This is a genomic window from Nonomuraea marmarensis, assembly GCF_043197025.1.
In the GTDB taxonomy this organism is placed as follows: Bacteria; Actinomycetota; Actinomycetes; order Streptosporangiales; family Streptosporangiaceae; genus Nonomuraea; species Nonomuraea marmarensis.
The window spans coordinates 124,373-137,231 of record NZ_JBICRM010000005.1 but is presented as its reverse complement, the minus strand read 5'-3'; the positions used below and the strand labels follow the sequence as shown (position 1 = coordinate 137,231).

The window sequence follows — 12,859 nt, the reverse complement described above, 5'->3', positions numbered from 1 at the left end:
CCTCGTAAAGTCGCAGGAGAGCCCCCTCAGGTGTGGAGGCTTTCACGTTGTTCGACCAGTTCCACCAGTTTCCTCAGTTTCCGGAGCCGGCGCGCTCCCAGCTCGTGGCCGCCTTCGACGAGGGCAGGACCCGCCCTGAATGGTGCTTCGCGGAGGGTCAGGCCAGGCTCGCGTTCTGGGCCCCCTACGCCGGCGCGGAGCCGCTGATCGTCTGGCAGTTCGACCCGGGTCCCGATCCCGTCGCCGCCGCCGGGCTGTTGCTCCGCAGCCTGGACACGATGGGGCTGACCAAGATAATTCACGACATCTCCCTCAAACCCGGGCTCACCCCTGTCGTCGACCGCCCCGTCGAACACGAGGCCCTGACCCGTGCCGGGTTCGCCATGGAGGTGGAGCGGCTCGTGCTCGAATGGGCGGCGGGCAGCGACATCCCCGAGGACCCCGGCAGGCTGACCTACCGCCCCGCGCGCCGCATGGACCCCGGCGAGGTGCTCGACATCCTCGTACGCGTCTCCGAGGGCTCTCTCGACTACGACACGCGGATCGAGGTGGCCACGGCGGGCACCGAACGGGAAGCCCGATGGATGTACGACGACCTGGTCAACCGCAAATCCAAGCCCGACTGGTTCGTCATCGGCTACCTGGGCGAGTCCCCGGTCGGCCTGGTGGCGCCCGACGACCACTCCATCGCCTACATCGGCGTCGTGCCCGAGCATCGCGGCCACGGCTACGTACACGACCTCCTGGCCAGGGGCACCCGCACGCTGGCCGAGGCCGGCCTGCGACGCATCGTCGCGGTCACGGACCTGGCCAACGTGCCGACGGCCAACGCGTTCCTGCGTGCTGGATACTCGGAGGTCGGCCGGTTGTTCCGCTACTACTGGAGGTCATCGTGAGACTCGGGGTCATGTTCGACAGGGGCCTGCCGCCGGAGCAGTTGATCCCGTTCGCCAGGGCGCTCGACGAGACGTCCGTGGCCGACCTGTGGGTGGTGGAGGACCTGGGCTGGACAGGCGGCATCTCCTCGGCCGCCACCGCCCTCGCCGTCACCTCCCGCCTGCGCGTCGGCATCGGCATCACCCCCGCTCCCCTGCGCAACCCGATGTTGCTGGCGATGGAGCTGGCCAACCTGGCCCGCGTGCATCCAGGGCGGCTGGCGGCCGGGATCGGGCACGGCGTACAGGACTGGATGCGCCAGGTGGGCGCCGCCCCGCCGTCGCCGCTGGCGCTCCTGGAGGAGACGATCACGTCCGTACGCGCGCTGCTGCGGGGCGAGACGGTCACCCTGCACGGCAGGTCGGTCCACCTGGACGGGGTGTCGCTGGTGCACCCGCCCGCCGAACCGCCGCCCGTGCTGGGCGGGGTGAAGAGCCCGCGTTCGCTGGCGCTGTCGGGCCGCGTCGCGCAGGGCACGATCCTGCCCGAGGGCGTCGGTCCCGCGCAGCTGCCCGGCATCCTCGACCAGATCGGCGCCGGGGACGATCACGAGCTGGTGGTCTTCACCTATCTCCACACAGGCGCCGAGGTGCCCCGTCAGATGCTGGAGTGGCAGGCCGAGTTCCTGGGGATCTCGCCGGACGACGTGGTGATGGCGGCCGGGACTCCGGAGGAGGCGGCGGCGCAGGTCAAGAGCCTGTGGGCGGCCGGCGCGGACACGGTGGTGCTGCGGCCGATCGGCTCGGATCCGCTGTCCCCCGTCACAAGACTGCTCTCGGCCCTCTGACCGAGACCGGCCGAATGGTCGAGACGTGGCCGGCGGCGGGGTGCGGCACCGCACCCCGCCACCTCTGTGCTACTGCCAGATCGCGGCGTACTTCCCGCCCTCAGCGTTCACCTGGACAGGGTGCAGTCCCTTGCCCTTGAGGTCGTTGAACCGCTTCTGGTATCCGGAGCTGCTCATGTCGATGTAGTTGGCCCAGGACCTGAGCCCGTCCTTGCGCCACACGGCCGTGTACGTGCCATCGGGCGCCACGGCCACCTTGACCGGCCGGAAGCCCTTCGCCTTCTTGGCGCTGAACTCGGCCTCGTACTTCTGCCTGGAGTAGCCGTAGGTGTAGTACCAGGCCCCGCCCGTGTTGGGCGTCCACACGCCCACGTAGCGGACGTCGCCGGGGGTGCCGTACGCGTCGACGGAGGTCAGCGCGAGCCCCTGGGCGGTCGCCTGCTTGTTGACGGCCTGGAACCGGGCCGGGGTGAGGTTCGACTTGGTGAGGAACTTCCCGGCCTTCTTCTCGAAGATGGCGGTGAACACGGCCGAGTCACCCGACCCGGTGGCGGAGACCGAAATCGGCTGCGCCCCCTCCTTCACACCGGCGTCGAACCGCTGCTGGAACTCAGCGGGCGACATGCCCTGCCAAATGCCCCACTGGGTCGACGACCCGTCCTTGAGCCAGACGGCCGCGTACCGCTCCCCGTCGGAAACGTTCACCGTGATCGGGTGGTAGCCCTGGCCCTTGAGCCGCTTCACCTGCGCCACGCTCTGGGCGGCGGTGGCGTTGTGGTAGGCGTACCAGGCCGGGGCCGCCTGGGCATTCGCCGCGGGCGCCGTCGCCACGACCGGAGCGGCGACTCCGGCCAGCACGGATGTGACGACTGCGATCTTTCTCGTGGTCCGCATGACCCTCCCATGCAGGAATCTTTACTGGTTGTTGGGATGAGGGATGACCATAACAGCACTTACTGACCGTCCGCTGGCAACTCTCGTCAGTAGCGACATGTTGTTAAGTACCGGTTCACTCAGGCCAAAGACCCCCTACCAGCCCCACCGTGAAGACTCCTCAGCCCGTGCGGCGGGTGGCCGCGTGCGCCGCTGTCATCCTCGCGGCCCTGGCGCTGGCCACCCCACCGGCCCAGGCCGGCGGCGGCGCGGCCACCGACACCAATGTGGTGCGGGGGCCGCAGGCCGACGAGTGCCACTACGCCGACGTCTGACCCCGAAACGCCACCGGCACGGCTCGGACCTGTGGTCAGCCGACCTTCTCGAAGGGGGTCGGGGACTGGCCCGTCCAGCGGTACAGCTGCGCGTGGCTGGTCTGCTTGGTCACGCCGTCCTCGGTGACGGTGCCTGCTTTCGACACGTAGTACCGGCCCCGGCCCAGCGAGATCAGCCCGTACTCACCGGTGAACTCCCACCCCCGCACCCCCGAGGCGCCGTCCTGGAGCCCGCCGGGCGCCAGCGTGAGCAGGTTGCCCCGCTCGGGCTGGGACTGCCCCACGATGTCGCCCTTCTTCGGCCGCTCGCCGCCGTCCACCATGAAGAAGGAGTAGTTGGGGAACTGCGGCTTCATCCCCTTGTACACGGCCATCATCCAGTTGCCGGTGTGGTCGTCGTACTGGAGGTTCTGCACGCCGTACGTGGTGTTGCCGGTGTAGGCGAAGTACTTGCCGTCCACCTGCTCGGGCCCGCTGGTGTGCGGGGCGCTCTCGGTGAGCGGCTGCTCGTACTTCTTCCACTGCTGGATGTCGTACTGGAGCAGGACCTGGTAGTCGTTGTCCGGCCGGGTGACGTTGGAGTAGATGCCGTACGCCACGGTCAGCTTCTGCTTGCCGTGCTTCTTGCCGAACTCCGGCCCGAACGACACACCGTCGATGCCGCTGCACCCGTACCGGTGGTCGGGGGTGTTACCGACGTTGCCGTCGAACTTGCCGTCCCCGTTCATGTCCGCCACATAGTCCGCCACGACCTCCTTGAGGTAGACCGTCTTGACGACGTCGCTGGTCTGGGCGTCCATGTTCATGCTGGTGATGCGGTCGACGTCGAAGATGGCGATGTAGAACGACTCCTGCTCCTTGTACTCGAGGGACCCGTACACCCGGCCGTCCTTGGTGTTGAAGTCCAGATCGCCGAGGTGCCCGGTGAACCCCGTCACCGAGCCGACGGGGTTGCCCTTGAGGTCGGTCTTGACGAGGAGGTTGGTGAAGGAGAAGTACATGTACCCCTTGCGCTGGTCTATGGCGATGCCCTGGACGTGCCCGGAGGCCCAGGCACCGCCGTAGACCTCGTTCGGCAACTCCCGGGGGCGGTCGTCGGCGACGGCTGGGGAGGTCAGCAGGCCGAGCGAGGCGGTGGCGGCCAGCGTGAGTGTCAACACCTTGCGCATGTTGCAGTACCCGTCTTCGGTTAAGGATCAGACCGAAACGAGACGCTATACCGACCGTATGGCGATGTCTGACAAATCCACGAACCGACAGTGAAGTACCACCAAACTACCCATCCGGCACCATAGGGGCCGCCTAGCGGTACAGCCGCTCCAGCGTCACCAGGAGAACACGGCCATCGCCGTCGGCAGCGGCGCGGAGCTCACCAGTGAAACCAGACCCGCCGTAGCAGGTCAGAACCGTGTCTCGCGTGTCGTAACCCTTGTTGCTCAGCAGCTCCCGCGCCCTCGCGAGCCGCTCAAGATGATGACCTCCCATCACTTCACCCCACTTGGCCTCACCGAGCGACAGGATCCGCCGCGACCGCCCAGGCTCCTGTGCGGCCAGCGCCACCACGTCGACCTCGATCTGAGTCCTGTTGGCCGGATCTGGCACCACGCCCGCTCCGATCTCCGCCGGGAACTCGCCGAAAACCGTGTCCTCCGCGCCCAGCGCGAAATCCCGGCACAGAGACTCGAAGTGCGGCCCGACGACTTGAGCGAGAAACGTCTGCCTGACCGCCTGCCACACGGTTTCCGCCCGGTAGATCTCCAGCTCCGGCCAGCGCCGACGCATAATCGCCTCATAGAACGTGATCAGCGGCTCGACGATACGGTAGCGGGCACGTCCGGAACGGAAGAGGTCGGGCTCACGCGTGATCAGCGCACAGTCTTCAAGGACGTTGAGCGGGTGGGTGATCTGGTCGGACTTACGCCCTACATAGCCAGCGATCCCCCCATTGGTCGAGTTTCCGCTCGCGATGGCCGCCAGGACCGAGTGGTAGAGCGCCGGATCCCGGATGTCCGACTCTTCGGCCAGCAGATAGCGCGCTTCCCGGAAGAGCGGCGTCTGAGGGTTCAGCACGGTGCGAACAACCCAGGAATCGAAATCAGCCAGACCCTCCGGTACGTCACCCTGCGTGAACTCGTACCGGTAAGCAGGCGTTCCACCCACGACGGAGTTCACCAGGACGGCCAGCCTCGGATCCGTGATGCCCCAGAACTCCGCCGCGGCCCGATAGCGGAATGGATGAATCATGAGCTCCAGACCGGCTCGCCCACGCAATGGCGCCTGTCCGGATAGCAGCCCGCCCATCACGGACATGGCCGATCCGCAGAGAATCAACCTCGCCGTACTCTCCTGCCCGCTGCCGCCCGGCCCCAGCTCGCGCTGGATGATGGACGGCAGTGCGGGCGAAGCTTTGGACAGGAACGGAAACTCATCAATGATCAGCGGCACAGGCCGATCGCGGAAGGCGCGAAACATGTAGGGGATGGCGTCGTTCCAGTCGCGGAAAGGAATCTCCACGACCTCTCGGGTGAATCGCGTGAGAGCTTCCGTGAACAGCCGCAGCGATTCGGCCTCCGTCGCCTCCGTGGCAGCGAAATACATCCCGTCGGTCACTTCCGCCAGGGCCTGCAACAGGAAGCTCTTCCCCTGCCGACGTCGCCCACTGACGACTCCGAGCGTGGCTCCGGACCTCGCGGACGCCCGGCGCCGCGGCGCCACGAAGCCCGCCAGGCCCTGCCACTCCCTCACGCGGTCGAAGACGCGCTCCGGCTTACGGATCAAGACCCCCTCCAAAACAGCGACGTATACAGAACTATACTTCTCAGAAGTACAGTTCTGCGATTGGTCAGGGCGTTGGCGGTTGCCCTGGCGCGTCGAAGGCGACCAGCTCGATCTCGAACCCGTCCTTGTCCTCCAGGTAGGCGGCGTAGTGCTGCTCCCCACCGGCGTGGGGATGACGATCGGGGAACATCAGCGTCCAGCCGTGCGCGGGCGCCTGCTCGACCAGAGCGTCGACCCGGGCCCGGCTTTTCACATGGAAGGCCAGGTGGTTGAGCCCGGGGCGGCAGCGGTCGTGCCGATCGGCGCTGAGGGCCGGTGACTGCTCCAGCACCAGGTACGTGGCCCCGAGCCGCCAGCTACGGCCAGCGCTCCAATCCTGGAAGAGGGTGTAGCCGAGCGCCTCCAACAGCCATTGCCAGCTGCCGACGGCCCGTGCCAGATCGGGCACCCAGATCTCGACATGGTGCAGCATTCCGGTAACGGGCTTGGCGTTCATGCTGTGACCCCCTCTGCCCAGGCAGGGCACGTGTCGTCGGCAAGATACAGCTGGCTGGCTGCGTACAAGGCCGTGGCATGCGCGGTCAGGGGGCGACACGCAGGCGGCTCACGCGGAAATCAGAGCTTGGAGATGTAGTACATGCTGCCCGGCTGGAGGGTGCCGGCCAGCGCGGAGGCGCTGATGGTGTGAGAGCCGCCGGTCGGCTTCCACGGGTCGTAGACGGTGATGGTGCCCGCCGGCTTGTCGTAGCCGTAGGCGATGATCGCGTGGCCGAGCTTGGTGCCCTTGACCTTGCCCTTGTTCCAGGGCAGTCGCTCCATGTACACCGCGATCACCGGCGCCCGATGCAGATCGCCGATGTTGCCCGAGACCCGATTCATGAGCACCGACGCGTTGCCGTCCGCGTCGGTGGGGCTCGTGTACTTGTAGCCCTTGGACTTGACGTAGGCGTTGATCACCGGCACAGCCTTCGAGCCCTTGGTGCCGCCGGAGGCGGTGGTCTTCATCTTCTTGGCGAGGGTGGCCTGGCTGACCTTGAGGCCGAAGGTCGACAGACTCATCGACGACGAGGCGGGCACGCAGTAGTAGTTCGTCGTCTGCGGCTGGCCCTTGAGGCTGAGCTGGTACTTCAGGGGGGTGAGGAGACCGTTGGTCGTCGGGGTCGGGGCGGGGGTGCTGGGGGACGCGTGAGCCGGTGTCAGAGCGGTGAAGCACAGGGTGCCCGCGGTCATGGTTACGGTGAGGGCGATGCCGGTTCCCGCCCTGAAGTTCTTCACTTGATCACTCCACACATGCACACAAATACTGACGAGAAGTCAAGGACTGTAGTTGTTCGAGTCAAGTGTGTGCAAGAAGCGATGATTGAGGTGCTTGGGGCGAAAGGGACGATGTACGCCACTCAGTGCATCCGCCGATCTTGGCACGTGAGCGGCCGGCGGCCTGGCGGTGACGTACTCGAATACGGTCTCGGGGGTGAGCGCCCGGGCGCTGGCCGACCGGTATCGGCCTGGGCTCCTCAGGACTGTCGCGCTGACGGCGCACAACGTGTTCGTCGCCTGGGACGACTTCCAGCACCACCTCTGCGCGCTGGCCGTCGCGCAGGTGGTCGAACTGCACGGCATGAAACCCGTGGCCTGAACAGCCCGGCTCCGCTTTCCGTGCTCCATTGGGAGGGACCTTGGCGTGATTCATCACGACCAGACGTCATGGTGACCTCAGCGGCTTTGGGCCGGGGGTTTGGGGGCCCTTGGATTTCCTACTTGAGCAACTGTCGGGCCATGACCATGCGCTGGATCTGGTTGGTGCCCTCGTAGATTTGGGTGATCTTGGCGTCTCGCATCATGCGTTCCACCGGGAAATCCTTCGTGTAGCCGTAGCCGCCCAGCAACTGCACCGCGTCCGTGGTGATTTCCATGGCCGCGTCCGATGCCGCGCACTTCGCGGCGCTCGACAGGAACGTCAGGTTCTTTTGGGGCTCGCCGTGCATCGCGCGCTCCGACTTCGCGGCCGCGTGGTACGTCAGTTGCCTGGCCGCCTCTAGCTTCATGGCCATGTCGGCGAGCATGAACTGCAGGCCCTGGAAATCGGCCACCGGGCGGCCGAACTGCTTGCGTTGCTTCACGTAGCCGATCGCATAGTCCAAGGCCCCCTGGGCGATGCCCAGTGCCTGGGCGGCGATGGTGATCCTGGTGTGATCCAGAGTCGCCAGGGCTGTTTTGAAGCCGGAACCCGGGGCGCCGATCATGCGGTTCGCCGGGATCCGTACGTTGTCCAGGATCACCTGGCGGGTCGGCGAGCCCTTGATGCCGAGTTTCTTTTCTTTGGGGCCGAACGAGACGCCCTCGTCTGATTTCTCGATGACGAAGGCCGAGATGCCCCGAGCGCCGGCTGATGGGTCCGTTACGGCCATCACCGTGTAGTACTCCGAGACCCCCGCGTTGGTGATCCACATTTTGGTGCCGTTGAGGACGTAACCGTCCCCGTCCGCCACCGCCCGCGTTTTCATCGCCGCCGCGTCCGAGCCCGCCTCCGGCTCCGACAGCGCGTACGAGAACATCGCCTCGCCCCTCGCCACCGGCGCCAGGTATCGGGATTTCAGGTCCTCCGACGCCGAAAGGAGAAGGGGCACCGTGCCCAGTTTGTTGACGGCGGGGATCAGGGAGGACGACGCGCAGGCGCGGGCCACCTCCTCGATGACGATCACCGTGGCCAGAGCGTCCGCGCCGGCGCCCCCGTACTGCTCAGGGACGTGTACGGCGTGCAGATCCGACGCCACGAGCGCCTTGTAGACGTCCCAGGAGAACTCCTCGGTCTCGTCGGCCTCCGCGGCGTGCGGGGCGATCTTCTCGTCGGCCAGGGCCCGGACGGTGTCCCTGAGCATGTCGTGCTCTTCAGCGGGCGCGTACAGAGGGAAGCTCATGCGTCAGATACTAGGATGTCCAACCATCTTGCTACTAGCCGGTACGGTTTGCGAAGAGGTGCAGGTGGCACGAAGGAGGTAGCGAGGGCCGGTAGCATGCCTGCGCGATCGAAAGGAGCTCACTCGTGCCATATCGCCTCACGGTGATCGGGACCGGATACCTGGGGATCACCCATGCGGCCTGCATGGCTGATCTCGGATTCGACGTCCTTGGCCTCGACATCGATGCCGACAAGATCCGCAGACTGAACGCAGGTGAGCTCCCGATCCACGAGCCCGGGCTCGAATCGGTGCTCCGCCGCGGGCTCGAATCCGGCCGCCTTCGCTTCACCACCTCGTACGAAGAGGTCGCCGCCTTCGGTGACGTGCACTTCATCTGCGTCGGCACGCCGCAGAAACGCGGCGAGTACGCCGCGGACGTCAGCTATATGAACAACGCCATCGAGTCCCTCGCCCCGCTCCTCGACCGGGAGTGCCTGGTGGTCGGCAAGTCCACCGTGCCCGTCGGCACCGCCGAGCGGCTCGCGGACCAGCTCGCCCGGCTCTCCCCGGCCGGGGGCGAGGCCGAGCTGGCCTGGAATCCGGAGTTCCTGCGCGAGGGCTACGCCGTTCAGGACACGTTGCACCCGGATCGCATCGTGCTCGGTGTTCGTACCGAGCGAGCGGAGAAGGTGCTGCGCGAGGTGTACGAGCCGCTGGGCGAGGTTCCGTTTGTGGTGACCGATTTCGCCACTTCCGAGCTGGTCAAGACGGCCGCCAACGCCTTCCTGGCCACCAAGATCTCTTTCATCAACGCCATGGCCGAGGTCTGCGAGGCCGCACACGCCGACGTCAAGCAGCTGTCCGAGGCGCTGTCGTACGACGACAGGATCGGCGGCCGCTACCTGAACGCCGGGCTCGGGTTCGGGGGCGGCTGCCTGCCCAAGGACATCAGGGCCTTCATGGCGCGGGCCGGCGAGCTGGGGGCGGACCAGGCGCTGACGTTCCTGCGCGAGGTGGACGACATCAACATGCGGCGCCGCGCCCGCATGGTCGACCTGGCCAGGGAGCTGGCCGGCGGCTCCTTCCACGGCTGTACGGTCGGCGTGCTCGGGGCGGCGTTCAAGCCGAACTCGGACGACATACGCGACTCCCCCGCGCTGGACGTCGCCGTCACCATCGGCCACCAGGGCGGACAGGTCACCGTCTACGACCCGATCGCGCTCGACAACGCTCGTAAGGCTCATCCCGAGCTGAACTATGGCGAGTCGGCTGTTGAGGCGGTTCGTGGGGCGCATGTGGTGCTGATGCTCACGGAGTGGCAGGAGTTCGTGGAGCTCGATCCGGAGGAGCTGGGGGCGGTCGTCGCCACCCGGCGCATCGTGGACGGGCGTAATGCGCTGAATGCCGAGCTGTGGCGGTCAGCGGGATGGCACTACCGCGCCCTCGGCCGCCCATAACTACTGCCCATGACTACTGCAGGTGGCGGACCCACTGGGTGATCAGCGGGCGGTAGCCCCGGCGGGCCCAGAACGGGGTCGATAGCGGGTTCGGGAGCGCGTGGTGGAGTGTCATCCACCGCACGCCCCGCGCCGCCGCCCGGCTGTGCGCCACCTCGGTGAGCGCCGCGCCCACACCTTGGCCTCGTACGGACGGCTCGACGTACATGACGCTCAGGTACGCCACCGGCGCGGCGTTCACCGACCGGGCCATCCAGGTGGAGCGGTCGGGCGGCTGGACGACGACGCAGCCCACCACGTCGCCGCCCACCTCGGCCACCCAGCACCAGTCCAGCGGCAGCACCTCCACGGCCACCGACTCCCGGACCCGCGCCGCGGTCGACGCCCGCAGGGCCACCCAGCCGAACTGCGCGTCGTACGCCACCAACCGCTCGTACATCCGCGCCACGGTCTCCAGATCATCCCGCGTGGCCCGGCGGATGGCGGGAGCCGTCACGGCGTGCTCCATGAGCGGGCGGACGGCGGCCGCCGCGATCGGGGCGAAGCCGCGTACGGCCAGGGCTCTGACCGGGGCGGTGTCCCGGCTCGGCCACGACACGGCCAGCGCCTGCCCCGGCGCGTCGACGCGCAGGCCCGCCAGCCACCGGTCGAGGAGCCCGCCGAGCGCGGCCTCGGGGCGAGGGCCGCCGACCCTGGCCTGGAGGCGGTGCACGACCAGCGGGGACCAGGCGGCTCGCAGGCTGGCGGGATCGATCCGGTCCACGGAGGCGAGCCCGACGGCGTCGCGCGCCTCGACCAGCTCCTCGCCCACCTGGGGTAGCTCGTCCTGGCCTGCGACCAGCGGGTCAGCGGCCCGTACCCGGGAGGCATGGCCCGTGATCACGTCGTCCATGCCCGCACATTAGCGCGGTTCAGAGCTCGGCGGCCTCCGCGCGCAGCTTCTCGCCCTTGGCGTGCGCCTGCTCCTTCAGCCGCGCCTGGAACTCCTCCATACGCTGCCGCAGCCCGGCGTCGGACGCCGCGAGAATCCGTACGGCCAGCAGCCCCGCGTTGCGCGCCCCGCCCACCGCCACCGTGGCCACCGGCACCCCGGCCGGCATCTGGACGATCGACAGCAGGGAGTCCATCCCGTCGAGGTGTTTCAGCGGCACCGGCACCCCGATCACCGGCAGCGGCGTGACGGAGGCCAGCATGCCCGGCAGGTGGGCCGCGCCGCCGGCGCCGGCGATGATTACCTGGAGGCCGCGGGAGGCGGCCTGGCGGCCGTATTCGATCATCTCGACCGGCATGCGGTGCGCCGACACGACGTCGGCCTCGAACGGCACCCCGAACTCCGCCAGCGCTTCCGCGGCCGCCTTCATCACCGGCCAGTCGGAGTCACTCCCCATGACGATGCCGATGCTGCGTCCAATGGCTCGTTCGCTTCGCTCTCTCACGCGTACTCCCCGGTGGTGAGGTAGACGGCGGCGTGGCGGGCGCGGGCGCGTACCTCTTCCAGGTCCGTGCCGAAGGCGGTCACATGGCCGATCTTGCGGCCAGGACGCACCTCCTTGCCGTAGAAGTGCAGCTTGACGCCCGGGTCGTGGGCGAACACGTGTTCGTACCGCTTGAACAGGTCGGGGTCGTCGCCGCCGAGCAGGTTGGCCATGACCACGACCGGGGCGGTCATCGCGGGCGAGCCGAGCGGCAGGTCCAGCACCGCCCGCAGATGCTGCTCGAACTGCGACGTCGTCGAGCCCTCGATCGTCCAGTGGCCGCTGTTGTGCGGCCGCATGGCCAGTTCGTTGACCACCAGCCCGTCGGCCGTCTCGAACATCTCCACCGCCAGCAGCCCGGTGACCCCCAGCTCGTGGGCGATCTTCAGGCCGATCCGCTGCGCCTGCGCGGCGTCCTCGGGATCCAGACCGGGGGCGGGCGCGAGCACCTCGACGCAGATGCCGTCCTGCTGCACGGTCTCGACGACCGGGTAGCTGACGCCCTGCCCGTGCGGCGAGCGGGCCACCAGCACCGCCAGCTCGCGGGCGAACGGCACGAACGCCTCGGCCAGCACCTCCACACCGGCGGTAAAGGCCTCCGCGACCTCCTCGGCGGATTCGCACACCCACACGCCGCGGCCGTCGTATCCGCCACGCACCGCCTTCAGCACCACCGGCCAACCGTGCTCGTCCGCGAAGCGGGAGACGTCCTCGGCCGAGGACACCCGCGCCCAGGCCGGGCACGGCACGCCGATCGCGGTCAGCCGCTCGCGCATGACCGCCTTGTCCTGCGCGTGCACGAGCGCGTCGGCTCCCGGGTGAACGGCGTGGCCGTCGGCGGCCAGCGCCCGGATGTGCTCGGTGGGCACGTGCTCGTGGTCGAACGTGATCGCGGCGCATCCGTTGGCGAAGTCGCGTAGATCGCCTAGATCGCGGTAGTCTCCGAGGCGCGTGTCGACGATCACCCGCGCGGCACTCTCGTCCGGGGTGTTGGCCAGCACCCGCAGCTCGACGCCCAGCGCGATGGCGGGCGGCTGGGACATCCTGGCCAGCTGGCCCGCGCCGACGATGCCGACGACCGGTCCGATGGGGCTGAAGGAACTCACGCCAGGTGAGCTTACCGGGACGGAACGACTTCCCCCGACGCCGGTCAACGCGCGGGACTGGACGGCCGTTCCGGGTCGCCTCACGAGGCACGGCCGTCCAGCGCTCTGTTCGCCGCGACCTGCAACGCAGCGTAATGCCCACCCCTCGGGAATGCCCGGCATAGGCCGATATTTCTAGAGGATGTTTGCACGGTATGTTCATGTGACACCCG

14 protein-coding genes are annotated in these 12,859 nt (G+C 68.0%); 5 read left to right on the top strand and 9 right to left on the bottom strand.

Annotated features, from left to right (window positions below; translation table 11 throughout):
• Positions 1 to 32: 32 nt before the first annotated feature.
• Complete coding sequence (locus ACFLIM_RS09970; RefSeq protein WP_393164171.1) at positions 33 to 896, top strand: GNAT family N-acetyltransferase; 864 nt, start codon at positions 33 to 35, stop codon at positions 894 to 896.
• On the top strand, positions 893 to 1,723 hold the full coding sequence (locus ACFLIM_RS09965) for an LLM class flavin-dependent oxidoreductase (protein ID WP_393164170.1): 831 nt from the start codon (positions 893 to 895) through the stop codon (positions 1,721 to 1,723). The genes ACFLIM_RS09970 and ACFLIM_RS09965 overlap by 4 nt, the downstream gene beginning before the upstream one ends.
• A gap of 69 nt (positions 1,724 to 1,792) precedes the next feature.
• Here the strand turns inward: ACFLIM_RS09965 and ACFLIM_RS09960 are convergent, their stop codons facing one another.
• Entirely contained in the window at positions 1,793 to 2,617 is an 825-nt protein-coding gene (locus ACFLIM_RS09960) for a hypothetical protein (protein ID WP_393164169.1), read from the bottom strand.
• A 149-nt stretch (positions 2,618 to 2,766) separates the two neighbouring features.
• Here ACFLIM_RS09960 and ACFLIM_RS09955 point away from each other — a divergent pair, with 149 nt between their 5' ends.
• A complete protein-coding gene (locus tag ACFLIM_RS09955) occupies positions 2,767 to 2,931 on the top strand; it encodes a hypothetical protein (RefSeq protein WP_393164168.1) in 165 nt (54 codons plus the stop codon).
• 35 nt (positions 2,932 to 2,966) lie between these two features.
• On the opposite strand, the gene ACFLIM_RS09950 is transcribed toward ACFLIM_RS09955, so the two are convergent.
• The 4 genes from ACFLIM_RS09950 to ACFLIM_RS09935 all read right to left on the bottom strand — a co-directional run bounded on the left by ACFLIM_RS09950 (position 2,967) and on the right by ACFLIM_RS09935 (position 6,984).
• A complete protein-coding gene (locus ACFLIM_RS09950; RefSeq protein ID WP_393164167.1) occupies positions 2,967 to 4,091 on the bottom strand; it encodes a hypothetical protein in 1,125 nt (374 codons plus the stop codon).
• 142 nt (positions 4,092 to 4,233) lie between these two features.
• On the bottom strand, positions 4,234 to 5,709 hold the full coding sequence (locus ACFLIM_RS09945) for an ATP-binding protein (RefSeq protein WP_393164166.1): 1,476 nt from the start codon (positions 5,707 to 5,709) through the stop codon (positions 4,234 to 4,236).
• Between the two features lie 64 nt (positions 5,710 to 5,773).
• Positions 5,774 to 6,205, bottom strand: coding sequence for a VOC family protein (locus tag ACFLIM_RS09940; RefSeq protein WP_393164165.1), 432 nt, complete (start codon positions 6,203 to 6,205; stop codon positions 5,774 to 5,776).
• 119 nt (positions 6,206 to 6,324) lie between these two features.
• On the bottom strand, positions 6,325 to 6,984 hold the full coding sequence (locus tag ACFLIM_RS09935) for a C39 family peptidase (protein ID WP_393164164.1): 660 nt from the start codon (positions 6,982 to 6,984) through the stop codon (positions 6,325 to 6,327).
• Between the two features lie 196 nt (positions 6,985 to 7,180).
• Here ACFLIM_RS09935 and ACFLIM_RS09930 point away from each other — a divergent pair, with 196 nt between their 5' ends.
• The gene (locus tag ACFLIM_RS09930) at positions 7,181 to 7,345 is read left to right on the top strand and encodes a hypothetical protein (protein ID WP_393164163.1); all 165 of its coding nucleotides are present in this window, start codon (positions 7,181 to 7,183) and stop codon (positions 7,343 to 7,345) included.
• 118 nt (positions 7,346 to 7,463) lie between these two features.
• Here ACFLIM_RS09930 and ACFLIM_RS09925 read toward each other — a convergent pair whose 3' ends face one another.
• The gene (locus tag ACFLIM_RS09925; RefSeq protein WP_393164162.1) at positions 7,464 to 8,627 is read right to left on the bottom strand and encodes an acyl-CoA dehydrogenase family protein; all 1,164 of its coding nucleotides are present in this window, start codon (positions 8,625 to 8,627) and stop codon (positions 7,464 to 7,466) included.
• Positions 8,628 to 8,752: 125 nt separating this feature from the next.
• On the opposite strand from ACFLIM_RS09925, the gene ACFLIM_RS09920 reads away from it, so the two are divergent.
• A complete protein-coding gene (locus ACFLIM_RS09920; protein ID WP_393164161.1) occupies positions 8,753 to 10,066 on the top strand; it encodes a UDP-glucose dehydrogenase family protein in 1,314 nt (437 codons plus the stop codon).
• Positions 10,067 to 10,079: 13 nt separating this feature from the next.
• Here the strand turns inward: ACFLIM_RS09920 and ACFLIM_RS09915 are convergent, their stop codons facing one another.
• The 3 genes from ACFLIM_RS09915 to ACFLIM_RS09905 are packed head-to-tail and all read right to left on the bottom strand — an operon-like array spanning position 10,080 to position 12,647.
• Complete coding sequence (locus ACFLIM_RS09915; RefSeq protein ID WP_393164160.1) at positions 10,080 to 10,958, bottom strand: GNAT family N-acetyltransferase; 879 nt, start codon at positions 10,956 to 10,958, stop codon at positions 10,080 to 10,082.
• Between the two features lie 19 nt (positions 10,959 to 10,977).
• Positions 10,978 to 11,454, bottom strand: a complete 477-nt coding sequence (purE, locus tag ACFLIM_RS09910) for a 5-(carboxyamino)imidazole ribonucleotide mutase (RefSeq protein ID WP_393164424.1) — start codon at positions 11,452 to 11,454, stop codon at positions 10,978 to 10,980.
• Between the two features lie 44 nt (positions 11,455 to 11,498).
• Complete coding sequence (locus ACFLIM_RS09905; RefSeq protein WP_393164159.1) at positions 11,499 to 12,647, bottom strand: 5-(carboxyamino)imidazole ribonucleotide synthase; 1,149 nt, start codon at positions 12,645 to 12,647, stop codon at positions 11,499 to 11,501.
• Positions 12,648 to 12,859 lie beyond the last annotated feature (212 nt).

Coding starts and splice junctions, on each gene's coding strand:
- ACFLIM_RS09940 (WP_393164165.1), bottom strand. CDS start 6,205: ATGAACGCCAAGCCCGTTACCGGAATGCTGCACCATGTCGAGATCTGG.
- ACFLIM_RS09960 (WP_393164169.1), bottom strand. CDS start 2,617: ATGCGGACCACGAGAAAGATCGCAGTCGTCACATCCGTGCTGGCCGGA.
- purE (WP_393164424.1), bottom strand. CDS start 11,454: ATGGGGAGTGACTCCGACTGGCCGGTGATGAAGGCGGCCGCGGAAGCG.
- ACFLIM_RS09925 (WP_393164162.1), bottom strand. CDS start 8,627: ATGAGCTTCCCTCTGTACGCGCCCGCTGAAGAGCACGACATGCTCAGG.
- ACFLIM_RS09915 (WP_393164160.1), bottom strand. CDS start 10,958: ATGGACGACGTGATCACGGGCCATGCCTCCCGGGTACGGGCCGCTGAC.